This window comes from Amycolatopsis camponoti (genome assembly GCF_902497555.1).
Classification (GTDB): Bacteria; Actinomycetota; Actinomycetes; order Mycobacteriales; family Pseudonocardiaceae; genus Amycolatopsis; species Amycolatopsis camponoti.
Genome location: NZ_CABVGP010000001.1, coordinates 1,462,636 through 1,486,262, shown reverse-complemented (window position 1 = coordinate 1,486,262; position 23,627 = coordinate 1,462,636). Strand labels below are relative to the sequence as shown.

At 72.4% G+C, this 23,627-nt stretch carries 26 protein-coding genes and 1 pseudogene; 18 read left to right on the top strand and 9 right to left on the bottom strand.

The features are described from left to right. Positions 1-34: 34 nt before the first annotated feature. A complete protein-coding gene (locus AA23TX_RS07235) occupies positions 35-1,234 on the top strand; it encodes an MFS transporter (protein WP_155541789.1) in 1,200 nt (399 codons plus the stop codon). Positions 1,235-1,265: 31 nt separating this feature from the next. Here the strand turns inward: AA23TX_RS07235 and AA23TX_RS07230 are convergent, their stop codons facing one another. Beyond that, the gene (locus tag AA23TX_RS07230; RefSeq protein ID WP_155541788.1) at positions 1,266-1,550 is read right to left on the bottom strand and encodes a hypothetical protein; all 285 of its coding nucleotides are present in this window, start codon (positions 1,548-1,550) and stop codon (positions 1,266-1,268) included. Positions 1,551-1,759: 209 nt separating this feature from the next. On the opposite strand from AA23TX_RS07230, the gene AA23TX_RS07225 reads away from it, so the two are divergent. After that, positions 1,760-3,034, top strand: a complete 1,275-nt coding sequence (locus AA23TX_RS07225) for a diguanylate cyclase (protein WP_155541787.1) — start codon at positions 1,760-1,762, stop codon at positions 3,032-3,034. A gap of 58 nt (positions 3,035-3,092) precedes the next feature. On the opposite strand, the gene AA23TX_RS07220 is transcribed toward AA23TX_RS07225, so the two are convergent. Continuing rightward, a complete protein-coding gene (locus AA23TX_RS07220; protein WP_155541786.1) occupies positions 3,093-4,445 on the bottom strand; it encodes a TrpB-like pyridoxal phosphate-dependent enzyme in 1,353 nt (450 codons plus the stop codon). Positions 4,446-4,535: 90 nt separating this feature from the next. Between AA23TX_RS07220 and AA23TX_RS07215 the strand changes: the two genes are divergently transcribed. Further along, positions 4,536-5,210, top strand: coding sequence for a dienelactone hydrolase family protein (locus tag AA23TX_RS07215; protein ID WP_155541785.1), 675 nt, complete (start codon positions 4,536-4,538; stop codon positions 5,208-5,210). Positions 5,211-5,223: 13 nt separating this feature from the next. Here the strand turns inward: AA23TX_RS07215 and AA23TX_RS07210 are convergent, their stop codons facing one another. Next, positions 5,224-5,790 carry a CGNR zinc finger domain-containing protein gene (locus AA23TX_RS07210; protein ID WP_155541784.1) on the bottom strand — a complete coding sequence of 189 codons (567 nt, stop codon included), beginning with the start codon at positions 5,788-5,790 and terminating at the stop codon, positions 5,224-5,226. An 82-nt stretch (positions 5,791-5,872) separates the two neighbouring features. Here AA23TX_RS07210 and AA23TX_RS07205 point away from each other — a divergent pair, with 82 nt between their 5' ends. Beyond that, a complete protein-coding gene (locus tag AA23TX_RS07205; protein ID WP_155541783.1) occupies positions 5,873-7,033 on the top strand; it encodes an epoxide hydrolase family protein in 1,161 nt (386 codons plus the stop codon). A 28-nt stretch (positions 7,034-7,061) separates the two neighbouring features. Here the strand turns inward: AA23TX_RS07205 and AA23TX_RS07200 are convergent, their stop codons facing one another. Beyond that, the gene (locus tag AA23TX_RS07200; protein ID WP_155541782.1) at positions 7,062-7,817 is read right to left on the bottom strand and encodes an MBL fold metallo-hydrolase; all 756 of its coding nucleotides are present in this window, start codon (positions 7,815-7,817) and stop codon (positions 7,062-7,064) included. Positions 7,818-7,893: 76 nt separating this feature from the next. Between AA23TX_RS07200 and AA23TX_RS07195 the strand changes: the two are divergent. The 6 genes and pseudogenes from AA23TX_RS07195 to AA23TX_RS07170 form a co-directional block, all read left to right on the top strand. After that, positions 7,894-8,601, top strand: a pseudogene (locus AA23TX_RS07195) (phosphatase PAP2 family protein); the annotation flags it as partial. 59 nt (positions 8,602-8,660) lie between these two features. Further along, on the top strand, positions 8,661-9,548 hold the full coding sequence (locus AA23TX_RS07190; RefSeq protein ID WP_439328750.1) for an aminoglycoside phosphotransferase family protein: 888 nt from the start codon (positions 8,661-8,663) through the stop codon (positions 9,546-9,548). Between the two features lie 31 nt (positions 9,549-9,579). After that, positions 9,580-10,272, top strand: a complete 693-nt coding sequence (locus AA23TX_RS07185) for a TetR/AcrR family transcriptional regulator (RefSeq protein WP_155541780.1) — start codon at positions 9,580-9,582, stop codon at positions 10,270-10,272. Further along, on the top strand, positions 10,269-11,753 hold the full coding sequence (locus AA23TX_RS07180) for a glycosyltransferase family 39 protein (protein ID WP_230862386.1): 1,485 nt from the start codon (positions 10,269-10,271) through the stop codon (positions 11,751-11,753). The genes AA23TX_RS07185 and AA23TX_RS07180 overlap by 4 nt, the downstream gene beginning before the upstream one ends. Before the next feature lie 97 nt (positions 11,754-11,850). Then, positions 11,851-12,312, top strand: a complete 462-nt coding sequence (locus AA23TX_RS07175; protein ID WP_155541779.1) for a DUF8821 family protein — start codon at positions 11,851-11,853, stop codon at positions 12,310-12,312. Between the two features lie 49 nt (positions 12,313-12,361). After that, positions 12,362-12,988, top strand: coding sequence for a VOC family protein (locus AA23TX_RS07170; protein ID WP_155541778.1), 627 nt, complete (start codon positions 12,362-12,364; stop codon positions 12,986-12,988). Here AA23TX_RS07170 and pdxR read toward each other — a convergent pair. Beyond that, positions 12,974-14,386, bottom strand: a complete 1,413-nt coding sequence (pdxR, locus tag AA23TX_RS07165) for a MocR-like pyridoxine biosynthesis transcription factor PdxR (protein ID WP_196425211.1) — start codon at positions 14,384-14,386, stop codon at positions 12,974-12,976. The genes AA23TX_RS07170 and pdxR overlap by 15 nt on opposite strands. Before the next feature lie 47 nt (positions 14,387-14,433). Between pdxR and AA23TX_RS07160 the strand changes: the two genes are divergently transcribed. Further along, a complete protein-coding gene (locus AA23TX_RS07160; RefSeq protein ID WP_155541777.1) occupies positions 14,434-15,588 on the top strand; it encodes an MFS transporter in 1,155 nt (384 codons plus the stop codon). A 94-nt stretch (positions 15,589-15,682) separates the two neighbouring features. Further along, positions 15,683-16,474 carry an Fpg/Nei family DNA glycosylase gene (locus AA23TX_RS07155; RefSeq protein ID WP_196425210.1) on the top strand — a complete coding sequence of 264 codons (792 nt, stop codon included), beginning with the start codon at positions 15,683-15,685 and terminating at the stop codon, positions 16,472-16,474. Here the strand turns inward: AA23TX_RS07155 and AA23TX_RS07150 are convergent. Then, positions 16,471-16,953 carry a DinB family protein gene (locus AA23TX_RS07150; RefSeq protein ID WP_230862385.1) on the bottom strand — a complete coding sequence of 161 codons (483 nt, stop codon included), beginning with the start codon at positions 16,951-16,953 and terminating at the stop codon, positions 16,471-16,473. The genes AA23TX_RS07155 and AA23TX_RS07150 overlap by 4 nt on opposite strands. Positions 16,954-17,008: 55 nt before the next feature. On the opposite strand from AA23TX_RS07150, the gene AA23TX_RS07145 reads away from it, so the two are divergent. Beyond that, entirely contained in the window at positions 17,009-17,803 is a 795-nt protein-coding gene (locus AA23TX_RS07145; protein ID WP_155541775.1) for a PIG-L family deacetylase, read from the top strand. Positions 17,804-18,140: 337 nt separating this feature from the next. Here the strand turns inward: AA23TX_RS07145 and AA23TX_RS07140 are convergent, their stop codons facing one another. Next, positions 18,141-18,536, bottom strand: coding sequence for a RidA family protein (locus tag AA23TX_RS07140; RefSeq protein WP_155541774.1), 396 nt, complete (start codon positions 18,534-18,536; stop codon positions 18,141-18,143). A gap of 47 nt (positions 18,537-18,583) precedes the next feature. Between AA23TX_RS07140 and mtnA the strand changes: the two genes are divergently transcribed. Next, positions 18,584-19,549, top strand: coding sequence for an S-methyl-5-thioribose-1-phosphate isomerase (gene mtnA / locus AA23TX_RS07135; RefSeq protein WP_155541773.1), 966 nt, complete (start codon positions 18,584-18,586; stop codon positions 19,547-19,549). On the opposite strand, the gene AA23TX_RS07130 is transcribed toward mtnA, so the two are convergent. Together AA23TX_RS07130 and AA23TX_RS07125 are read right to left on the bottom strand one after the other, a co-directional pair. Then, positions 19,546-19,761: a ferredoxin gene (locus AA23TX_RS07130; protein ID WP_155541772.1), complete on the bottom strand. Its 216-nt coding sequence runs from the start codon at positions 19,759-19,761 to the stop codon at positions 19,546-19,548. The genes mtnA and AA23TX_RS07130 overlap by 4 nt on opposite strands. Positions 19,762-19,775: 14 nt before the next feature. After that, on the bottom strand, positions 19,776-20,966 hold the full coding sequence (locus tag AA23TX_RS07125) for a cytochrome P450 (RefSeq protein ID WP_155541771.1): 1,191 nt from the start codon (positions 20,964-20,966) through the stop codon (positions 19,776-19,778). A 114-nt stretch (positions 20,967-21,080) separates the two neighbouring features. Between AA23TX_RS07125 and AA23TX_RS07120 the strand changes: the two genes are divergently transcribed. From AA23TX_RS07120 to AA23TX_RS07105, 4 genes are read left to right on the top strand one after another with little or no spacing between them, the layout of a single operon-like run. Beyond that, the gene (locus tag AA23TX_RS07120) at positions 21,081-21,590 is read left to right on the top strand and encodes a PadR family transcriptional regulator (protein WP_155541770.1); all 510 of its coding nucleotides are present in this window, start codon (positions 21,081-21,083) and stop codon (positions 21,588-21,590) included. Further along, complete coding sequence (locus AA23TX_RS07115; protein ID WP_155541769.1) at positions 21,587-22,801, top strand: cytochrome P450; 1,215 nt, start codon at positions 21,587-21,589, stop codon at positions 22,799-22,801. Before AA23TX_RS07120 ends, AA23TX_RS07115 begins: the two co-directional genes overlap by 4 nt. Positions 22,802-22,806: 5 nt before the next feature. Next, positions 22,807-23,001, top strand: coding sequence for a ferredoxin (locus AA23TX_RS07110; RefSeq protein WP_155541768.1), 195 nt, complete (start codon positions 22,807-22,809; stop codon positions 22,999-23,001). A 37-nt stretch (positions 23,002-23,038) separates the two neighbouring features. Further along, on the top strand, positions 23,039-23,602 hold the full coding sequence (locus AA23TX_RS07105; RefSeq protein WP_155541767.1) for a TetR/AcrR family transcriptional regulator: 564 nt from the start codon (positions 23,039-23,041) through the stop codon (positions 23,600-23,602). The last annotated feature ends 25 nt before the right edge of the window (positions 23,603-23,627 follow it).

Here is a 23,627-nt window from a genome sequence, read left to right as displayed (position 1 = left end):
ACGCACCGCGTCCGCGGCGGTACCGTGGGTGTCCATGGCGACGCGTGCGGTGGGATTCCGGGACGTCCTCGCGGTGGCCGAGTTCCGGGCGTTGTTCTCGGCGCAGCTGGTCTCGGTCACCGGTGACCAGCTCGCGCGGGTCGCGTTGTCGATCCTGGTCTACGACCGGACGAAGTCGCCCGGCTGGGCGGCGCTGGCGTACGCGCTGACGTTCCTGCCGGACCTCGTCGGCGGGCCGCTGCTGTCCGGGCTGGCCGACCGCCACCCGCCGCGCGCGGTGATGGTTCTGTCCGACGTGGTGCGAGCGCTGGCGGTCGCGGTGATGGCGTGGCCGGGGCTCCCGCTGCCGGCCGTCGCGGCCCTGCTGATCGGCGTCCAGCTGGTCAACCCGGTCTGGAACTCCGCGCGCGCCGCGCTGCTGCCGCAAGTGCTGCCTGGCGAGCGGTTCGTGCCCGGGATGGGCCTGCTGATGATGCTCGTGCAGGCGGGCCAGGTCGCCGGGTTCGCCCTCGGTGGGCTCCTGGTCGCGGCCGTCGGCACCGGCGGCGCACTCTTGGCGGACGCGGTGAGCTTCGCCGCGTCGGCACTGTTCTTGGTGACCGGCGTCCGGTCCCGGCCGCCGCGGGAGTCGTCCGGGGTCCGCTGGTGGCGGCACGTGCGCGCGGGCTGGACGGTGGTGGTCGGCGACCGGCGGCGGCTCGCGCTGGTCGCGCTCGGGTGCGTGTCGGGCATCTACATCGCGGGCGAGGCGATCGCGGCGCCGTACGCGGCCGAACTCGGCGGCGGCGCGGTGGTGGTCGGGCTGCTGCTCGGGGCGTACGCGCTGGGCAACGTCATCGGGATGGCCGCGTTGTCGCGGATCCCGGCTTCCCGGCGGAGCCGCTTGCTGGGGCCGTTGGCCGTCTTGGCGTGCGCGGCGTTGCTGGGGTGCGCGCTGCGGCCGGACCTCGAGGCGACGCTGGCGCTGCTGACGCTGTCCGGAGTGGCCAGTTCCTACAACCTCATCGCGAACACGACGTTCGTCCAGCTGACCCCGGACGCCCAGCGCGCGCAGGCGTTCGGGTTCGCGCTCACGGCGTTGCGGGTGTCGCAGGGCCTCGGCGTGGTGCTGGCCGGGCTGGCGGCCGAACGCGCGGCACCGCACGGGGTCGTCGCCGGAGCCGGGGCGATCGGTGTGGTGGCCGCCTGCGGGGCGGCGTCGCTGTGGCGGCGCGCGCAACCGGAACCCCGGTGACCGGCGGGGCCCGCCGGTCACCGGGCAGGAGTCAGGACCGGGTCCAGTCGGTCGGGATCTGCCGCGGGGTCCAGTCGGTCGGGCACTGCGGCAGCGGTGACGAGACGCCGGGGCGGGTCCAGTCCGTCGGCAGCTCGCGGACGGTCCAGTCGGTGGGCAGTTCGCGCGCGGTCCAGTCGGTCGGGATCTGCCGCGGGGTCCAGTCCGTCGGGATCGAGCGGGTCCAGTCGGTGGGGAGCTGCCGCGTCCAGTCGGTGGGCCGCTGCGCGCGTCGGCGGGACGGGACGATGTTGGCGTTGGGCAGGAAGTGCGACATGATTTCTCCTGTTCGGATCGGATATTGCACGGTGCGTGACCGGACGGTAGCCCGACCAGCCTAGTGACACACCGCGTTCATTCGATTACAGTGACGATTTCCGCGACGAAGTTCCGTCCTGAATAGAAGGGCGTTTCGTGGGATTGTCCGGGTCCCCAGGGCGAAAGCCCAGCTCAGAACGTCCACGATCAGGTATCCGTACGTGGGCGATGTGGAAGCTGGCCACTCCGGTGTTCGGCTACGTCCTCGTCGTCGACGCGCTGGCGCTGGTCGCGGTCCTCGCCACGGCCGCGCTCGTGCCGATCACCACCCAATCCCTGCTCTGGTGCGGCCTGATCCTGGCCGGCGAAATCGTGCACCTCGAAGCGGCGCAACGCATCGAGCGCATCCGCGAGCTCGCCGCCGACGGACGGCCGCACATGCACCTGCAGTCGATCTGGATCTTCGCCGGGCTGCTCCTGCTGCCGCCGCCGTTGGCCACGCTCGTCATCGTGGTCAGCTACGCCCATTCCTGGGTCCGCGTTTACCAACGCCGTGGCGTAATTCACCGGAAAGTGTTTTCCGGGGCGACCGTCATCCTCGCTTGTTTCGCCGCGGGCGCCGTTCTGTCGGCCGGCACCGGGCACCTGGCACCGTACGTGCCGTACCTGGACGGGTTCGGCGGGATGACCGCGCTGCTGCTGTCCGGGATCGTCTACTTCGGGCTCAACTACGTGCTGGTGATCCTCGCGATCGTGATGAGCAACCCGGGCAAGCCGCCGCGGCAGGCGTTCGGCAACCCGTCGGACGTGCTGATCGTGCTGGCCGCCGTCGGCGTCGGCTGCGGGATCGCGCTGGTGATGACGGTCCGGCCGTGGCTGCTGCCGGTGCTGATGGTGACGCCGGTGGCGCTGCACATCGGCCTGCTGCTGCCGCAGTTCCAGGCCGCCGCGCGCACGGACTCCAAGACCGCGCTGCTGGCGCCGGAGTTCTGGGTCCAGCTGGCGCGCGCCGAGCTGGTCCGCGCCGCGGAGCTGTCGTCGACCGCGGGCGTGCTGATGATCGACCTCGACCACTTCAAGGCCATCGACGACGGCAACGGCCACCTGGCGGGCGACGAGGTCCTGCGCGCGATCGCGGTGGCGATCCAGGGGTCGGTGCGCAGCGGCGACTACGTCGGCCGGTTCGGCGGCGACGAGTTCGTGGTGCTGCTCCCGGGCGCGACGAGCGCGGAGATCGTGTCCATCGCGGACCGCATCCGCGCGGCGATCGCCCGGATCGAGGTGCCGGTGCCGGTGATCCGCCCGGGCAAGCCGGAGGTGATCGACGGCCTGACGGCCTCGATCGGCGCGGCGGTGTACCCGGAAACGGCCACGGAGTACACGATCCTGCTCCAGGCCGCGGACGACGCGGTGTTCGCGGCGAAGGCGGCGGGCCGCGACCGCGTGGTCCTCGCGACGCCCCACACCGCACTCATCCGCCCCGAAGTCCCCGACGTCCTCTGAAGGTCCGTGAAATGGCCCGTTGAAGGACTCCGAGTCCTTCAACGGGCCATCTCACGGTTTACGGCAGGGTCGCGAGGGACGCTTCGAGAGCGGCCACGGACAGCTCGTCGTCCACCATGTCCCCGGCCAGGTAGGCGCCGTAGGCCGGCAGGTCCAGGTGCGCGTGGCCGCACAGTGCCGTGAGGATCACCTTCTCCTCGCCCGTTTCCTTGCACCGCAACGCTTCCTGGACGCACGCCGCCAGCGCGTGCGTCGGCTCCGGAGCCGGGATGATCCCTTCGGACCGCGCGAACCGCACGCCCGCCGCGAAGCACTCCTGCTGGCCGATCGCGATCGCCTCGATCAGGCCGAGCTCGTAGATGTGCGAGATCAGCGGCGACATCCCGTGGTAGCGCAGGCCGCCCGCGTGGATCGGGTCCGGGATGAAGTCGTGGCCGAGCGTGTGCATCTTCAGCAACGGCGTCAGCCCCGCGGTGTCGCCGAAGTCGTAGGCGTACTTGCCGCGTGTCAGCGACGGGCACGCGGCCGGCTCGACCGCGCGGATCACCGGGTCCATCCGGCCCGCCAGCTTCTCGCGCAGGAACGGGAAAGCGAGCCCGCCGAAGTTCGAGCCGCCGCCGGTGCAGCCGACCAGGAGGTCGGGGGTGTCGCCGGCCAGTTCGAACTGCTTCAGCGCCTCTTCGCCGATGATCGTCTGGTGCAGCAGCACGTGGTTGAGCACGCTGCCCAGCGCGTACCGCGCGTCCGGGTCCTGCGCCGCCTGCTCGACGGCCTCGCTGATCGCGATGCCGAGGCTGCCCGTCGAATCCGGGTGGTCCTTGAGGATCGCGCGGCCGGACTCGGTCAGCTCGGACGGGCTCGGGTGGACGGTCGCGCCGAACGTCTCCATCATCAGCTTGCGGTAGGGCTTCTGGTCGTAGGACGCGCGGACCTGCCAGACCTCGCACTCCAGGCCGTACTGGGCGCAAGCGAACGCGAGCGCGCTCCCCCACTGGCCGGCGCCGGTCTCGGTCGTCAGCCGGCTGACGCCTTCCTGCGCGTTGTAGAACGCCTGCGGCACAGCGGTGTTCGGCTTGTGCGACCCGACCGGGCTGACGCCTTCGTACTTGTAGTAGATCCGCGCGGGGGTGCCGAGCGCCTTCTCCAGCCGGCGCGCGCGGTACAGCGGCGACGGCCGCCACAGCCGGTAGACGTCCCGGACCTCCTCCGGGATGTCGACATAGCGATCAGTCGTCACTTCCTGGGCGATGAGCGCCTGCGGGAAGAGCGGTGCCAGGTCGTCCGGGCCGACGGGCTCGCGGGTGCCGGGGTGCAGCGGAGGCGGGGGCGGCTCGGGCAGGTCGGGGATGACGTTGTACCACCGGGTCGGCAGATCGTCTTCGTCCAGGATGAACTTCGTCTTCTCACCCATCGAGCCTCCTTGGTCGGCATCTCAACTTAGGACGCCTCCCGCCGCGGAGCCAGTACGGTGTGGACATCGACCTCCGGAAGGGGCATCGCGGTGGACGGCGTGCTGACGGACCTCCCGACGTGGTTGCCACCATCGGGCCGGGGCCCGGGCCTGGTGCTGGTCCAGGAGATCTTCGGGCTCGACGACTACCTGCGCTCGGTGGCGGCGGAGCTGGCCGCCGAGGGGTACGTGGTGGCGGTCCCCGAGCTGTTCCACCGGACGGCGCCCGGCTGGTCGTCTTCCCACGACGAAGCGGGCGTGGCGGCGTCGATGAAGGTGGCGTCCGCTTTCGACCCGGCGCTGGGGCTTTCGGACGTCCTGGCGACGGTGGCCCACCTCCGCGCCCAGCCGGCGGTTTCGGGCGGCGTCGGAGTGCTGGGGTTCTGCCTGGGCGGGTCGCTGGCCTTCGCGGCGGCCGCCGCGGGCGACCCGGACGTGGCGGTGTCGTTCTACGGCTCGACGGTGGCCGGGCAGATCGCGGACCTGGCGAAGATCACGTGCCCGATCCAGTTCCACTTCGGCGGGCAGGACCCGTACATCCCGCGCGCGGACGTCGCGGTGGTGGAGGCGGCGGTCGCCGCCCACCCGGGCGCGGAGATCCACGTCCAGGAGGACGCGGGACACGCGTTCCACAACAACGTGGCCCCGATGTTCCACCACCCGGCCGCGGCGGCCAGGGCGTGGGCGCTGACGACCGCCTTCCTGCGGCGCACCCTGCCGGCGTAACGGCTTCCGGCCCTCAGGCGGGATTCTTGCGCTGGTTGGCGTTGAAGCGCGCCTTCTTCTGCCGGTTCCCGCACGTGTTCATGTCGCACCACCGGCGGGTGCGGCTCTGGCTGGTGTCGAAGAAAGCGGCTCGGCAGGTCGGCGACGCGCACAAGGCCAGCCTTCCGTCCCGTTCGCCGGCGAGGATGCCGATCGCGTCGGCCGCGATCACGCCCAGCGCGTCTTCGACGCAGGAAGGCGAGCTGAGCCGCCATCGCCGAGCACCCTCGGCCGTCAGGACGGCCGCGGCGCGGCCCTGAACACTGCGGTCGTTGACGACCCGGACGGCGGACGCGGGGAGCGCGTCCTGGGTCGCGGCCGCCGTCGCGGCGGCGTGGATCGACTCCCGCAGTTCCCGGGCGAGATCGAGCTGGGCATCGGTGCACGAGTCCACGGCGAGGCCGCTCACCACCAGCCAGTCGACGAGCCGCCGCGGCGTGGGAATGCGCTCCACGGCGTCGCCACGGCGCTCCGTCAAGGTCGCCGTGAAGCTGGTCGCCAGCACGGTGCCGAGGCGGAAGTCGGGGAACTCAGCGGGCATGGAACCACCTTAGCCGGTTGCGTGTCGTCGCGACGCCGTGTTAGAACCAGCTAAGCCGGTTCCACGATGGCCAGGAGGTCTCATGCCCCGTCCCACCAGCGACGTCCGGGTGTTCGAAGCCCGCGCGACCGACGCCGACCTCGACGACCTGCGCGCGCGACTGGCCGCGGCGCGGCTGCCGGAAGCCGAGACGGTGCCTCCCGCCCGCCGGTGGGACCAGGGCGTTCCGCTCGCCGACCTCGTCGAGCTCGTGGACTACTGGCGCACCGGGTACGACTGGCGGTCGTTCGAAGAGCGCCTCGACCGCATCGGCCAGTTCCGCACGACCATCGACGACCTGGGCATCCACTTCCTGCACCGCCGGTCCCCGCGCGCGGACGCCACTCCGCTGCTCCTGACGCACGGCTGGCCGGGCAGCGTCGCCGAGTTCGTCGACGTCGTGGACGAGCTGGCGGATCCGGAAGACGCGGACGCGCCGGCGTTCCACGTCGTGGCCCCGTCGCTGCCCGGCTTCGGTCACAGCGACAAGCCGGCCACCACCGGGTGGGGAACCGAGAAGATCGCGGCCGCCTGGGTGGAATTGATGGGCCGGCTCGGCTACGACGAATTCGCGGCCCACGGCGGCGACTGGGGAGGCAACATCACCACGGTCCTCGGCGGCCGCTTCCCGGCGCACGTCCTCGGCATCCACACGACGTTCGCGGAGGGACCGCCCGGGCTGACGACGGACGGGCTGACGCCGGCCGAGCGCGAGTGGACCGAGGAAACCCGCGAGTTCTGGCACCACCGTGCGGCGTACGCGAAGCAGCAGGCGACCCGGCCGCAGACCATCGGCTACTCGCTCGTCGACTCGCCGGTCGGGCTGCTCGCCTGGATCCTCGACAAGTTCGCCGAATGGTCGGACACCGAAGACAGCCCGTTCGAGACGATTTCCCGCGACCGCGTTCTCGACGACGTGACCCTGTATTGGCTGACGCGAACCGGCGCGTCGGCGGCCCGCATCTACTACGAAAGCCACAATTCGCTCGACCCCGAACTCCGGGTCGACGTCCCGGCGGCGATCACCATGTATCCCCGCGACATCGAGAAGTGCCCGCGCCCCTGGGCCCAGGAACGCTACCGGCAGATCGTCCGGTGGCGGTCACCGGAAACCGGGGGACATTTCCCCTCGCTGGAGGTGCCGGGGTATTTCGTCCGGGATCTGCGGGAAGGCCTCGCGGCGGTATTGGCCGCCGGCCGGTGAACCCCGGCCCGCCGCCGGGTATCGGGGTTCAGGACGACTGGCGAGCCTGCTCCAGGTTCGCCTTGTGCGGCCCGGCGAGCCAGTCCTGCTCGAGGCGCGCGTCGACCGGTTCCTCTCCCCGTCGCAGCGCGTCGAGGTAGGCACGGTCGGCCGCGATGCGGGCCGCCACCTCCGGGCCCTCCGCGACGGCGCCGTGACCGGGGATCACGACCTCCACGGTCCGGGCCGCCTCGGCCAGCCGGGCGAGGGCCGCCTCGTACGCGTCCACCTGGCCGGGGCGGCGGGGGTCGAGGAGCGGGATCAGGACGTCGGAGAGCATGTCGCCGGCGATCAGGACGCCGCGGTCCGCGAGCAGGATCGCCGCGTGGCCGATGGCGTGCGCCTCGTGCTCGATGAGCTCGCCCGGCACCGGACCGCCGTCCGCGGGCAGCGGGGTGACGAGCCCGATCAGCTCGAGGGGAATGCCCGTCGCGCTCTCCGCCGCCATGGCTTGTGCCCGCTCCCGGACCGCGCCCGCGGCCTCGGCGCAGGCAGTGGTGGCGTAGCGCGGCACGTCGCCGAAGCGGGAATGCCAGAGCAGGTGGTCCCAGTGGAGGTGGGTGCAGAACCCGGCGACCACCGGGACACCGAGCCCGTCCACCTCGTCGGCGAGCTCGTCGAGATCGGCCCCGCTGATGCCGGGGTCGACCAGGACCACTCCGTCGTCTCCGCGCACCACGACGGCATTGCTCCGGACCCACTCGCTCTGCCGGACCCAGACCCCGTCGGCCACCTGCTTCAGCATCGGCCCACTCTGTCAGGTGTCTCCGTCCGACGCGAGCAGCGACACCGGATTCGGCGTGGTCGGCTAGGGTGGCCGCGTGAATCCGCCGCCGGACGGCCTCGCGCGCACCTGGGCACGGGCGCTCTTCCGGGGTATCGGCGGGCGACCCGCCGTGCTCGTCGAGCTGGTCTTCCTGCTGCTGTGGTTCCTGCTCTTCATCCGGATCGACGCCGCGGTGGGCACGGATCTCGCGGCCGCCGATGCGAACGCGCTGGCCCTGCGGTCCGCGGAACACGCGGTGCACATCGACATCGAGCGCAGCGTGAACGCCTGGCTGACCGGGAACCCGGTCCTCGCGCACGCGGCGGTGTACCTGTACCGGCTGTACTACGTGGTCGTCGCCGGGACCCTGCTGTGGGTGTTCGTCCGGCACGCCGAGGTCTACCGCAAGGTCCGCCGGACGATGGTCGCGATGACGGCCCTCGTCCTGCCGGTCTACTGGGCGGTGCCGATGGCGCCCCCGCGCACGGCTCTGCCGGGCGCGGTCGACATCGTTGCCCGGTACGACATCCTGGGTCAGGCCGGCCGCGAGAGCTGGACGCATCCCGGCCACTACACGGCCATGCCCAGCATGCACGTGGGCTGGTCGCTGTGGTGCGCGTACGCCGCGTGGACCGCGCTCCGGGGCACGCATCCACGCCTGGCACTCGCGTCGTGGTCGTTCCCGCTGCTGATGGCGGCCGACGTGCTCGCCACCGGAAACCACTACGTTCTCGACATCGCGGGCAGCGTCGCGCTGCTGGCCGTCTCCGTCGTCGTCGCCTCGCTGTGGGGCCGCCGCGACGGTTCGGGCAAGCTGCCGGAATGGACATGGACGACGTCGGTGCGCGGTTGGTCGCCCGGTTCGGACCGGCGGCCGAGGGGTGGCTCGCGGAGGTTCCGCGCGTCGCCGGACGGCTCGCCGCCCGATGGGGTCTCGCGCTCGGCGAGCTGTTCGAGAGCGGCGCCTCGTCCGTCGTCCTGCGGTGCCGGTGGCCGGACGGGACGCCCGCGGTTCTCAAGCTGAGTCCGGATCGGACACTGCTGACCGAGCAACGGGGAATGCTGAGCGTGTTCGCGCCGTCGGGCCGGGTGCCCGCCGTGCTGGCCGTCGACGCGGAAGCCGGGGCGATGGTGCTGGAAGAGGTCCGGCCCGGCACCGAAGCCGGCGACCTGCCGGCCGCGAAGTTGCCGCGGCAGTGGGGAGAGTTGCTGGCCGCACTGCACGCCGTGGAGCCGCCCGCGCACTGGCCGCGGGACCTGCGAGGCCGGTGCGACGAGGCCTTCCTGCGGATCGGACGGCGGTTGGCCGAACCGGCCATCCGGGCCCGGATCGGCCCCGGCACCTGGCAGCGCGCGATCCGCCGGTGCGACGCGCTGCTGGACACGCAGGCCGAAGTGGTGCTGCTGCACGGCGATCTGCACCTCGGCAACGTCCTCGACGGCGGCCCGTCGCGGGGCCTGGTCGCGATCGACCCGAAGGCGTGCGTCGGCGACCCGTGCTTCGACGCCGTCGACTTCGTGCTGGAGGGTGCCGGGCACGAGGGCGTCGAGACCCGGTGCCACCGGGTGGCCACCGCCTGCGGGCTCGACGGCGACCGGCTGTTCGCCTGGAGCCGGGTGATCGCCCCGATGTTCGCCATCGCGCACCTCAGCAACGGCGGGCCGGAGCCGGTGATCGGCGAGCTGCTCGCGATGAGCTCGAATACTTGACTGACTGAGTCAGTCAGGAAAGACTGCCCCCATGGCAGGACGAGCGCCCACCCGGTCACTGGCGGACATCGCCGAGGCCGCCGCGCAGGTGTTCACCGAGCACGGCTATCGGGAAACCGGCATCTCCGACGTGGCGAAAGCGCTCGGGCTCAGTCACGGCGCGCTCTACACCTACGTCCAGAGCAAGGAAGCACTGCTCTACGTCGCGCTGGCCTGGTCGATCGGGCCGGACCTGCTGGACGGCCTGGAAACTCCGGTGCGGCTGTCGTCCGAGGAGGAGATCGTCGCGCTGGCCCGCCGGTGGACCGACGCCGAGGGGTTCCCGAAACTGGCCGCCGCGCTGACCCGGCGGCGTGTCCCGTCGGGCCGCGAGGAGTTCGGCGAGATCGTCGACGAGCTCTACACGTTCATCGAGACCAACCGGGACGTCCTCGCGCTCGTCGCGCAGTGCGCCCGTGAGCTGCCGGAGATGTTCCAGTTCTGGTTCGTGCAGCGCCGCCGGGGTCATTTCGAGGCGCTGAGCGGCTACCTCACCAAGCGCATCCGGTCCGGTCACCTGCGGGAGGTGCCCGACGTCGCCACGGCCGCCCGCTTCATCGCCGAAACCGTGGCCTGGTTCGCGTGGCACCGGCTGGGTGACCCCGATTCCGCGATGCTGACCGACGAGCACTGCCGGACGACCGTCCACCACCTGCTGACCAGCGCGTTCCTGGGGGAATCGTGAGCGAGACCGAGGCACCGGCCACGACGTCGGATCCGGCCGAGCGGCGACCGGAACTCGCCTGGAGACCCGTGCTGGCCATCACCGCCGTGGCGATCGTGGTGCACCTCGCGGTCGCCACCCGGTACGGCTGGCACCGCGACGAGTTCTACTACGTGATCACCGGCCGGCACCCGGCCTGGGGCTACGTCGACCAGCCGCCCCTGACGCCGTTGCTGGCCCGGTGGGCCGCCGAGCTGCCCGGCGGCGTGCTGCCGCTGCGGGTGCTCGCGATCGCGTGCCAGGCCGGCTGCGTCGTGCTCGGCGCCAAGCTGGCCGCCGAGTTCGGCGGCGGCTCCCGCGCCCAGGCCATCGCGGCCGGCGCGACGGCGGCCAGCGTCGCGTTCGTCTCCGCGTCGGTGCTGTTCGGCACGACCGTGACCGACCAGCTGGTCTGGGCGGCGATGTTCGTGGCCGTCGCCCGGGCGCTGCGGCTGCGCACCACGTCGGCGTGGCTGGTGGCCGGCGTGATCGGTGGCATCGGCCTGGAGAACAAGGACACCGTGGTCGTCCTGCTGCTGGGCGTCGCGATCGGCCTGGCGGCGTGGCACCGGGACGCGCTGCGCACGCCCGGCCCGTGGCTCGCCGGCGCCGTAGCCGTGCTCATCGCCGTCCCGAACGTGGTGTGGGACGCGCGAAACGGCTGGCCGAACCTGGCGATGGCGCACGTGCTCGGCGACCGGACCGGCGGCCCGCTCGGCGCGCTGGCGCAGCTGCCCTTGCTGCCGTTGCTGGCCGGCCCGCCGCTCATCGTGCTGTGCGTGCTCGGGGTCCGCCGGCTGGGCTGGGGCCCGGGCCGCGACCTCCGGTGGGCGCTGGCGATCGCGGTCACCGCGGTCGTCGTGTTCACCCTCGGCGGCGGCAAGCCCTACTACCCCGCGCCCGCGCTGATCGCGGTGTTCGCGGCCGGCGCGGTGCGCGCCGAGGCGCTCGGCGGTTCGCGGCGCCGGTGGCCCGCCGTCATCGTCCTGTCCGGACTGATCGCGGTCCTGATCGGCTACCCGATCCTGCCGGCGCGCGCACAGAACGCGCTGCGGGCGCTCAACCCCACGGTCATCGAAACCTACGGCTGGCCCGCGTTCGCCGACCAGGTCAAGGCCGCGGCGGCCCGGCTGCCGCCCGGCACCCCGATCTTCACCAGCAACTACGGCGAAGCCGGCGCGCTCACCATCGTCGGCGGGCTGACCGGACCGGTCCTCAGTGGACAGAACAGCTACAGCGACTGGGGACCGCCGGCCGGTAGCCCGGACACCGTGCTGTGCGTCGGCGAGTTCAAAGTCCCCTACCTGCACCGGTTCTGGTCGGACGTGCGCGAGATCGCGCCGATCTCCTTCCCGGACGGCATCCGGAACCAGGAGACCGACCAGCACGCCGCGATCTACGAGTGCGGCCACCCGCACGGGACCTGGGCCCAGCTCTGGCCGTCCCTACGGCACTACGACTGAAGGCCCGAGGCGGCCGGTGGACGCGCCGACCGGCCGTGAGTTCCGCGGTCGTCTACAGTCGCCACCAGCGCATACGCCGACCTCGGAGGGACTCGCCATGTCGTACGCCGTGGACTTCACCACCGTCTCGACGACCGGGCTGGAGTCGTCGCCGGTCGCGGACGCCCTCGCCGGCCTGCGAGCGAACGAGGCCCGGTACTTCAAGAACAAGTACGACCACGTCTTCACGGTCGAGCCCGCGAGCGACGCCGCGGCGACCGTCGGCTGGGTGAGCCGCATCCTCGAGGAGGAACGCGGCATCGTCATCTCCGCTCCCGCGCTGGAAGCCACCGAGTTCGAGGTCGAGGGCATCCGGATGGCGTACGTGTTCTACGAGAGCGGCCTGTCGATCAACGTGATGTACGCCCTCGACGAGGCCGGCAAGCGGGCGGTCGGGTTCAAGCTCTCCGACGGGATGGACGTCCCCGAGGAGCTCGGGGCGTTCAAGTTCGCCCGGCAGAAGTCGAAGCTGGCCGGCACCATCCGCGGCTCCTACTTCGTGATCAAGAACGAGTACTGATCAGGAATCGAGAAGCGCTGGTCATCGCCTCGCACCTAGCGTTACCGGCATGACGAACATCGACTCCATCACCCTCGAAGTGGCCGACACCACCGCCGCCGAGCGCTTCTACTCGGCCGCCTTCGGCCTGACCACCCAGCTCCGGTTCCGGACCGCCGAGAGCCCGTCCACCGGCTTCCGCGGCTACACGCTCTCCCTCACCGTTCAGCAGCCCGCCGACGTCGACTCGCTGCTCGGGACCGCGGTCGAAGCCGGAGCCACCACGCTCAAGCCCGCCACGAAGTCCATGTGGGGCTACGGCGGCGTCGTCCAAGCGCCCGACGGCGCCATCTGGAAGGTCGCCACGTCCGCGAAGAAGAACACCGGCCCGGCGACCCGCGCGTTCGACGCCGTCGTGCTCCTCCTCGGCGTCAAGGACATAGCCGCCAGTAAGAAGTTCTACACCGAGCACGGCCTCACCGTCGGCAAGGCGTTCGGCCGCATGTACGTCGAGTTCGACGCCGGGTCGAACCCCGTCAAGCTCGCGCTGTACCGGCACAAGGCCCTCGCCAAGGACGCCGGCGTCGCTCCCGAAGGCACCGGTGCGCACCGGATCGCCGTCAACGCCACCGCGCCGTTCACCGACCCGGACGGGTTCGCCTGGGAAGTCGCCGCGACGCGGTCACTCGACGCCTGACAAGAGGTCCCCGACGGCGGCGATCCCCGCTTCGATCGAGCGTTGCGGCGTGTCGCCGAACCCCAGGACGAGCCGCGGGGCCGTCGCGCGCTCCGTGCTGTGCATCCGGGCGAGGCCGTAAAGCCCGACGCCACGCTCGGCCGCCCGGGCGATCACCTGCTCCTCGTCGGCCCCCGGGGGCAGGTGCAGGATCGCGTGGAACCCGGCCGCCAGCCCGGTGACGCGGAGGCCGGGCGCGTGGGCGGCCAGCGCCGCGACGAGCGTCTCGCGCCGGGCCGCGTACTCGGTGCGGGCGCGGCGCAGGTGCCGGTCGTAGCGCCCGGACTCGATGAGCAGGGCCAGGGCCAGCTGGTCGAGGCCCGGGCTCCCGCGGTCGGTGACGTGCTTGCCGCGCGCCAGCGCGGCGAGCAGCCGGGCGGGCGCGACCAGCCAGCCCAGGCGCAACGCCGGCGCCAGCGACTTGCTGACCGTGCCGAGGGACACGACGCGGTCGGGGTCGAGTCCCTGCAGCGAGCCGACCGGGTCGCGGTCGTAGCGGAACTCCGCGTCGTAGTCGTCCTCGATGACGACGCCGTCGCACCGCCGCGCCCACTCCAGCAGCTCCTGACGGCGGTGCCCGGCGAGCACCACGCCGGTCGGCCACTGGTGGGCCGGGGTCACCAGCACAGCCCGCGCGCCGCTGCGTTCGAGCGCGGCGACGTCCACGCCGTCGTCGTCGACCGGGACGGGCACGGCGGCCAGCCCGGCGGCGTTCGCCTGCTCGGTCGTCGACCGCACGATGCCGGGGTCCTCGACGGCGATCGTGGCGACGCCGTCGGCGGCGAGCGCCCGCAGCACCAGCCCGAGCGCCTGGGCCATGCCGCTGCAGACGACGACCTGGTCGGCGGTCGCCGCGACCGCCCGCACGCGGCGCAGGTAGGCCGCAAGTACCTCTCGCAGCCGCCGGTCGCCGATCGGGTCGCCGTAGTCGAACGCGCTGTTCGGCGCGGTGCGGCAGACCTCGCGCACGGCCCACGCCCAGTCTTCGCGCGGCGCGAGGCGCAGGTCGGGGACGCCGTGGCGGAAGTCGGCGACCTCGTACCGGGGCCGCTCCGGCGGGCGCGCCTCGGGTGTCTCGGCCGGCCGGGCGACCGACGCCACGCGCGTCGCCGAGCCCGGTCGGCTGGTCAGGTAGCCCTCGGCCTGCAGCTGGGCGTAGCAGTCCTGCACCAGCCCCCGTGACAGGCCGAGGGCGCGCCCCAGCTCGCGGGACGACGGCAGCCGCTCCCCGCCGGCCAGACGGCCGCCGCGGATCGCGTCGCGCAGCTGGTCCTCGAGCTGCGAACGGAGGCCCGCACCGCTCTCGCGGTCGATCGTGAACAACAGCTCCGGTCCCAAACCGGCCCACTCCACAGCCATGGAACTGGACCTTACCGGTGACCCAGTTCGGTTCTAACGTTCTTGTCATGACCGCTGACCTGCAAATCCGGCCGAGGCTGGTATCCCGCGCCCTGCTCATCCGCTTCGTCTCGATCTTCGGGTCGTCGATCGGCTTCTACCTGCCGCTTTCGGTGGTGCCGCTGTTCGCGAAGCAGACCGGCTCGGACAGCGGTGCGGGGCTCGCGACGGTCGCGCTGCTGCTCGCCACCGTGGCCGCCGAGCTGGTGACGCCGCGGCTGGTCACCCGGGTCGGCTACCGGTGGGCGCTGGCCACCGGCCTGGTGCTGCTCGGCGCGCCGACGCTGCTGCTCACGGTCAGCTCCAACGTGTGGGTGATCATCGGGGTCAGCATCATTCGCGGGATCGGGTTCGCGATCGCCGTCGTGGCCGGTGGCGCGGTGACCGCGCTGCTGATCCCGGCGGACCGGCGCGGCGAAGGCCTCGCGCTCGTCGGGATCGTCGGCGGGATCCCGGGCCTGCTGGCGCTGCCGGCCGGTGTGTGGGCGGCGGCGCACTGGGGCTTCACCCCGGTGTTCGTGGCGACGACCGTGGCCACCCTGCTCGCGCTGCTGTCGGTGCCCGGGCTGCCGCGCTACGACGCGACCCCGAAGGAAGACGGCGGCCACGGCGTTCTGGCCGGCCTGCGCAACCCCGTGCTGACCCGCCCGGCGACGGTCTTCGCGGTCTCGGCCGCCGCGGTCGGCGTCCTGGTCACCTTCCTCCCGCTCGCCGCGTCGGACCAGCCGGCCTGGGTCGCCGCGAGCGCCTTGCTCGCCCAGCCCGCGGCGGCGACCGCGGCCCGCTGGGTCGCCGGCCGGGTCGGCGACCGCCACGGCCCGGGCCTGCTGCTGGTGCCCGGTGTGGTGCTGTCGGCGGTGGGCATGGCGGCCATCGCGTTCACCGGCACGCCGTCGCTGGTGATCGGCGGGGCGGTCGTGCTGGGCGCCGGGTTCGGCGCGCTGCAGAACGCGACGCTCACGCTGATGTACGCCCGGGTGCCGGCCGGCGGCGAGAGCGCGGTGAGCGCGATCTGGAACGCGGCGTACGACCTCGGCATGGCCGCGGGCGCGCTGGGCGCCGGACTGCTCATCGGCTCGGTGGGCTACCCGGTGACGTTCGTCCTCGCCGCCGTGGTGATCGTCCCGGCGCTGGCCCTGGTCCGCCGCGACCGGCGCCCCTGACCGGCGGCCGCCGCGCCGGTCCCACCACGTCGCGGCGGCCGTCCTCCACCCGCTTGATCGGCGGTCCGGCACCGGAACCGCCAGACTGGTTCCCGTGCCGGAACTGCCCGAGGTCGAGCTCGCCCGCCAGGTCCTCGCCGACGCGCTCGGCCGCGAGATCCAGGACGTCGACGACCACGACGACTGGGTCTGCCGGCCGCACGCGCCCGGCGAAATCGCCGCCGCGTTGCGGGGCGGGCGGCTCACGCGAGCGCACCGGCGGGGCAAGACACTCTGGTGCGAAACGGAAAACGGCGACGGGAAGCCCGGCCCGAACCTCGGCCTGCACCTCGGGATGGCCGGGCAGCTGCGGTTCGGCGGCCGGAGCGGGCCGCCCGGGTACTCGCGAAACCGCGTCGAGAAGCCCGAGTGGTTCCGGTTCGGGATCACCTTCGCCGACGGCGAACAGCTGCGGTTGTTCGACACGCGCCGGCTCGGCCGGGTGCGGCTCGACCCGGACCTCGACGCGCTCGGCCCGGACGCGGGCGAGGTGTCGCGCAAGGACTTCCGCTCGCGCGTCGGGCGGGGGCGGGCGCCGGTGAAGGCGCGCCTGCTGGACCAGTCCGTGCTGGCCGGGATCGGGAACCTGCTGGCCGACGAAACGCTGTGGCAGGCGGCGGTGAGCCCGGCCCGCCCGGTGGACGAACTGGGCGACGACGACCTCACGAACCTCCACAAGGCACTCCGGAAGGCGTTGCGCGCGGCGATCGAGCACGGCGGCGTCCACACGGGCGAGATCATCGGCCACCGCCGCGCGGGCGGGCACTGCCCCCGCTGCGGCGCGGAGATGGCGCACGGCACCGTCGGCGGCCGGTCGACCTGGTGGTGCGCGAAGGAACAGGCCTAGCGCGGCCCGAGCCCGGTGCGCCCGTCGATCAGTTCGCGGGCGGCGTCCAGGTGGCCGGCGTGCCGGGCCGTCTCCTCGATCATGTGCAGGACCACGCCGCGCAGGTCGGCGATCTCGTCCGCGAGCGCCGTGGGGTGGCGCCCCGCCGGCACCGCGGACAACGGCGTCGCAGCGAAGATCTCGTCGGACCGGCGGCACTGTTCGCGGTAGAAGGCGAAGACGACGTCCGGAGACCGGGGCGTGGTCAGCGGCTCGTGGTCGTCCGGCCACGCGACCGGGTCCGCGGTTCCCGTGACGATCTCCTGGAACCAGTGCCGTTCGGCGTACCCGAGGTGCTCGACCATGCCGAGCGGGGTCCAGCCGGACGGCAGGACCGGGGTCGCCAGCGCGTCCTCGCCGAGTCCGTCGAGGATCGCCAAGACGCTTTCGCGCTGGGCTCGCAGGAACGACAGCAAGGTGAGCTTCTCGTCGCCGGCCACGATCGCGCACCTTAGCGGGCGGTTTTTGTCGGTGGTGTTCGGTAGCGTCGGAGACATGGCAACACTGGTCACCTTCCACGCCCACCCGGACGACGAATGCCTGCGCACCGCCGGGGTGATGGCCAAGGCCGTCGCCGAGGGGCACCGCGTCGTGCTCGTCGTCGCCACCCGGGGCGAGGTCGGCGAGGTCCCCGAAGGCTTTCTCGCCGAGGGCGAACAACTGTGGGAGCGGCGCGTGCAGGAGTCCCGCGCGGCCGCGGAGATCCTCGGGGTCGCCCGCGTCGAGTTCCTCGGCTACCGCGACTCCGGGATGATGGGCGAGTCCACGAACGACGACCCGGAGTGCTTCTGGCAGGCGGACGTCGAGAAGGCGGCCGAGCAGCTGGCGGCGATCCTGCGCGACGAGTCGGCGGACGTCCTGACGGTCTACGACGACAACGGCGACTACGGCCACCCGGACCACATCCAGGTCCACCGCGTCGGCCTGCGCGCGGCCGAGCTGGCCGGCACGGCCCGCGTGTTCCAGGCGACGTTCAACCGCGAGTTCATGCAGCGCGGCTTCGAATCGGCGGTGGAGCAGGGACTGATGCCCCCGGAGGCGGCCCCGAAGCCCCCGGAGAACGTCGAGTTCGGCAAACCGGAGGCCGAGATCACGGCGGCGGTCGACGTGTCGAAGTACGTGGGCGTCAAGCGCGCGGCGATGCGGGCGCATCCGAGTCAGATCAGCGAGGACATGTTCATGCTGGCCATGCCGGACGACGCTTTCGCTTTCGCGTTCGGGACGGAGTGGTTCATCCGGGCGGGACAGGGGCCGGGGATCACGGAGACGGATTTGCTGGCTGGGTTGTAGGGGGCCGGGGCCTGGAGCCGGGGGGCCGGGGGGCCGGGGGGCCGGGAAGAGGTTGGCGGCGTGGGCCGGGGCCGGGGCCGGGGCCGGGGCCGGGGCCGGGGCCGGGGCCGGGGCCGGGGCCGGGGCCGGGAAGAGGTTGGCGGCCTGGGCGAGCTGGGCGGCCTGGGCGAGCTGGGCGGCCTGGGCGGATACGGGCTCGCGGTGGCGGCGTGGGCGAGCTGGGTGGATGCGGGCTCGCGGTGGCGGCCTGGGTGAGCCGGGCGCTGCCCGTCGCGGGCCGTGTTCTGCCCGGCCGAGCGCGGTTCTGGCCGGGCATGCCCGGCCGATCTTCCCGCCCTCAGTCGAGCGCCGCTGTCACGTCCAGTTCCACCAGCTGGCGCGGGTACCCCAGCTGGGCCACCCCCAGCAACGTGCTCGCCGACGCGAACGCCGCCCCGATCTCCGATTCCGTCAACCGGTCCCACACCGCCGACAGCTCCTCGCGGTCCGAAGTCACCACGTAGATCACCGTCCGGACCACCTCCGCCGGCGTCGCGCCCGCGAAGGTCAGCGCTGCCGCAGTGTTGGCCACCACCTGGTCCACCTGCGGCAACAGCCCGTCGACCACCGATCCGTCCGGCGTCAGCGGGCACTGGCCGGCCAGGTACACCGTGCGGCTCGACACGGCCACCGTCACGTGGTGGTAGCCCGGCGGGGTGTGCAAGCCGGGCGGGTTCTGGCGTTCAATGGTCACCGTCGCATCATCACCGGGCACGCAACCGAAAAACGCGGGGAGGGCACGTGCGCAGGACCATCGACTGGGCCGACGGCTCGATCGTCGTCATCGACCAGACCGCGCTGCCCGCCGAATACCGGCTGCTGCACCTGCGGACCGTCGGCGAGCTCGTCGACGCCATCAAGCGGCTCGCCGTCCGCGGGGCGCCCGCTCTCGGGGCCGCCGGGGCTCTCGGGGTCGCCCTCGCCGCCCGGACCAGCGACGACGTCCACGCCGACGCCGAGCTCATCGCCACCGCCCGCCCCACCGCCGTGAACCTCGCCTGGGGCGTCGAGCGCGCCATGAAGAAACTCCGTCAAGGCGCGGACGCCGTCCTCGACGAAGCCCTCGCGCTGCTCGCCGAAGACGAAGAGCTCAACAAAACCGCGTCGAAGCACGCCGCCGGCATCGTGCTCGAAGAATGCGGGACACGGCCGCTGCGGCTGCTCAGCCACTGCAACGCCGGGCAACTCGCGACGGTCGGCTGGGGCAGCGCCCTCGGCGTCGTCTGGCACCTGCACGCACGCGGGCTCGTCGAAGAAGTCCTCGTCGACGAGACGCGCCCGCTCCTCCAAGGTGCCCGGCTGACGGCGTGGGAGCTCGCGCAGGCGAACGTCCCCTACCGCGTCCAGCCCGATTCGGCGGCCGCCGCCGCGATGGCGCGCGGGATGGTCGACTGCGTGCTCGTCGGCGCCGACCGGATCGCCGCCAACGGCGACGTCGCCAACAAGATCGGCACCTACGCCCTGGCGATCGCCGCGAAGCACCACGGCGTGCCGTTCGTCGTCGTCGCGCCTTCGTCCACTGTGGACTCGACGCTCGCCGATGGTGCGGGCGTCGCCATCGAGGAGCGCGACGCCCGCGAACTCACCGCGTTCGCCGGGGTGCCGATCACGCCGCCGGACGCGACGGTCTTCAACCCCGCGTTCGACGTGACACCCCACGACCTCATCACGGCCGTGGTCACCGAGCACGGCCGCTTCGAGCCCTAGGGACGCGGGCCGATCTCGCGACCGCCGTCGGTCACGGTGATCGCCATCGCCGGGCACGAGTCCGCCGCGTCCAGCACCGTTTCGTCGCCGTCCACGTCCGAAACCACCGTCTCCGCGACCGCGCCGTCCAGCTTGAACACCTCCGGCATCAGCGCGGCGCACATCCCCGAACCGATGCAGGTGTGTTCATCGACTTCCACGTGCCAGCTCATGGCCACCTTCCGAGTCACCAGGCGATCGGCATCGACCGCGGTCCGCGGACGAGCATCTGCGTCTTCCACACGATATCGCCGGCCAGGTGCAGCCCCGGCAGCTCGGTGACCAACGCGCGCAGCGCCTCCTGCAGCTCGAGCCGGGCGAGCGGCGCGCCCAGGCAGTGGTGGACGCCGTGGCCGAAGCCGAGGTGGTGCTGGTCCTCGCGGTCGAACCGCAGGCCCTCCGCGTCGTCGAACTGCAGGCGGTCGCGGTTGGCCGCCCCGATGGCCACCAGCACCGGCTCCCCCGCTCGCACGAGCACGCCGCCGACCTCGACGTCTTCGGTGGCGTAGCGCGCGAACCCGGCGCCCGCGCCCAGCGGCACGAACCGCAGCAGCTCCTCGACGGCCGCCGGGATCAGGTCCGGGTCGTCGACCAGCCGCTGCCACTGCCCGGGCTGGTCGAGCAGCGCGTAGACGAAGTTGGGGATCTGGCTCGCGGTGGTCTCGTGGCCGGCGACGAGGATGCCGACGCACAGGTCGACCAGCTCCAGCTCGGTCAGCCGGTCGCGGGTGTCGCGCGCCTCGATCAGCGCCGTCATCAGGTCGTCCTGGGGCCGCGCCCGGTGCTCCGCGATCAGCCCGCGCATGTAGTCGCGCAGCTCTTCGCGGTTGCGCTCGAACTCCTCGGGCGTCAGGCCACTGGTGGACAGCGCGGCGTCGCTCCAGACGCGGAACTTCGGCCGGTCGCCGACCGGGACGCCGAGCAGCTCGCAGATCACCGCGACCGGGATCGGCAGTGCGTACCGGTCGACGAGGTCGGCGGGCGGGCCCGCCGCCTTCATCTCCGCGATCAGCCCGGTCGCCAGCGAGACGACCCGGGGACGCAGCAGCTCGACGCGCCGCATGGTGAACGCCTTCGCCACCAGCGTCCGCAGCCGGGTGTGGTCCGGCGGGTCCATCTGCAGGATGCCGCCGTCACGCTGCACCGGCGAGCGGCGCGGCGCGTCCTTCCCCTTCTCCATCGCCCGCGAGAAGCGGCGGTCGCCCAGCACCAGCCGGGCGTCGGCGTAGCGGGTGGCCAGCCACGCGGGCTCCCCGTAGGTCATCTTGACGCGGACCATGCCCTCGGCTTCGCGGGCGGCCGCGTAGGCCTCGTTGAGGTCGAGTCCCGCCTCCTCGTTGAAGGGGTACGAGAGCGGCTCGGTGTGGGTGGCGGTCATGCGGAAACCCCTCGCTCCGGTTGTAAGCGGCTGCTTACAAAGCTACACAGTTTCTTCCCACCTGTCACGGTCCGCCATTGCTCGGTCACGGTCTACTAGGTTACGGTGACCTAGGTGTGGATCGAGATCCTCTTGCTGTCGAAGCTGGCCCGCGAGCCGATGCACGGCTACGAACTGCGCAAAGCCGTGGAGGCGTCGACGGGCCACACCTTGTCGAACAACTCGCTCTACCCGACGCTGCGGCGCTTCGTCGACGCCGCCGCGGTGAGCCGCAGCGCGGAGGAGCAGGAGACGAAACCGCCGCGGCACGTCTACACGATCACCGACGTCGGACGCGAACTGCTGCACGACATGCTCGCGGACTTCCCGGCCGAGCTAGCGCTCAGCGAGGAGGAGTTCCTCGCGCGCGTCGGCAGCTTCAGCCGGCTGGACCGGGACGAACGCGCCCGCGTGCTCGACGTGCGGAAACAGGCGCTGACCGCCGAGCACGCCCGGCTCACCGGGCTCGCCGCCGGCCAGGCCGACCCGTGGGGCCGCGCGGCGCTGCGCCACGTGCTCGGGAAGTTCGACGCCGAGCTGCGCTGGCTCGCCGACCTCGAAACCGAACTGAGGAGAGACGCATGACCACCACCGAACAGACGCCTCGCCTCCCCTTCACGCGGGCTAACGCGCTCGCCATCGCGCCGGACTACGAAGCCCTCCGCCGTCAGTCGCCGATCAGCCGGGTGCTCACCCCGGCCGGCGACCCGGCGTGGCTCGTGACGTCGTACGAAGAGGCCAAGGAAGTCTTCCGCGACAAGCGTTTCGGCCGTTCGCACCCCGCGCCGGAGCAGGCGTCGCGGATCTCGAACGCCGCGATCCAGGACGGCCCGAGCGGCGACTTCGAGACCGAGGAAGCCGAGCACAAGCGGATGCGCCGGATGCTCGCGCCCGCGTTCTCCGCGCCGCGCATGCGCGCCCTCGGCGACCGGATCGCCGAGCTGACCGACCGCTGCCTCGACGACCTGCAGGCCGCGCACGACGCCGCCCCGGGTGAGCCGGTCGACCTGACCGACTTCCTCGCGTTCCCCTTGCCGGTGCTGGTGATCTGCGAGCTGCTCGGCGTGCCGTACGCCGACCGCGAGAAGTTCCGCGGCCTGTCCGAGCGCATCGCGAGGATGGACGGCGGCGCAGACGCGCAGGCGGCCATGACCGAGTTCAAGGCCTACATGACGGAATTGGCCGACGCGAAGCGCGCGGACCCGCGGCCCGACGTCATCTCCGACATGGTCGCGGTCCAGGCCGACGACCCCACGTTCACCGACGACGACCTCGCCCGGATGGGCGCCGGCCTGCTGTTCGCCGGCCACGAGACGACGTCGACCCGGATCGCGATGGGCACGCTGTTCCTGCTCAGCGACACCGCCCGCCGCGACCGCTTCGCCGCCGACCCCGATGGCGAGGTGAACCAGACGATCGAGGAGATCCTGCGGCTGACCGCGACCAGCGGCACCGGCCTGCTGCGCTACGCCCACGAAGACGTCGAGGTCGCCGGGACGCGCATCATGCGCGGCGACGCCGTGCTCATCTCGAGCGACGCGGCCAACCGCGACGCGGCGGTGTTCGCCGACCCGGACGAGTTCGACCCCACCCGCACGCCGAACGTCCACCTCGCCTTCGGCACCGGCGCGCACGTCTGCATCGGCGCCAACCTCGCGCGCACCGAGCTGCGCACGGTGTTCCCCAAGCTGTTCTCGCGCTTCCCCGGCCTGCGGCTCGCGGCCGGGATCGACGAGATCCCGGTGCGCGTCAACCGCGTCGCCGGCGGGGTCGACGCCGTTCCCGTGACGTGGTGAGCCCGGTGAAGATCACGGTGGACACCGACAGCTGCGTCTCCTCCGGACAGTGCGTCCTGCTGGCGCCGGGGACGTTCGACCAGGACGAGGAGTCCGGCACCGTCGTCGTCCTGTCGGAGGAACCGGCGGACGGCGAGGAGGAGGCGGTCCGGCAGGCGGAGCTGACCTGCCCGGCCGCCGCGATCCGGCTCACCGGGTAGGAGCGCGCGCGTCCGGTTTGCCGGTTAACCTGCTCCCGTGACGGAACAGGCCGGCCGGCGCCGGGACTCGGCCGCGACGCAGCGCGCGTTGCTGGACGCCGCCGCCAAGCTGTTCGCCGAGCGTGGCTTCGACCGGACCACCGTGCGCGAGATCGCCGGCGAGGCCGGGGTCAACCAGGCGCTGCTGTTCCGCTACTTCGGCAGCAAGGAAGCGCTTTTCGAGGCGGTGGTGGCCCGCAACGGCCGTGAGCAGCTGGCCACCACCCCGCCCGAACGGCTCTTCAGCGCCTCTCTGCGCAGCATGCTGGCGCCCGAGGGCCCGCGGAACCGGACGCTGGAGACGTACCTGCGCTCGTCGGGCAGCGACGGCGTCGCGGCCGCGATCCGGCAGGAAATCGGCGAGGAGTACGCGCAGGTGCTCGCCACGCTGACCGACGAGCCGGACGCCGGACTGCGCGCCGATCTGGCACTCGCCTGGCTCATGGGCATCGCGCTGGTCCGCGAGGTCTCCCGCAAGGAACCGCTGGCCAGCGCCGATCCCGACGACATCTGCCGGCTCGTCCTCACCGCGACGAAGACACTTCTGGAGCGCACGGAATAACCGCTCGACACCCGCCCTACGGTCG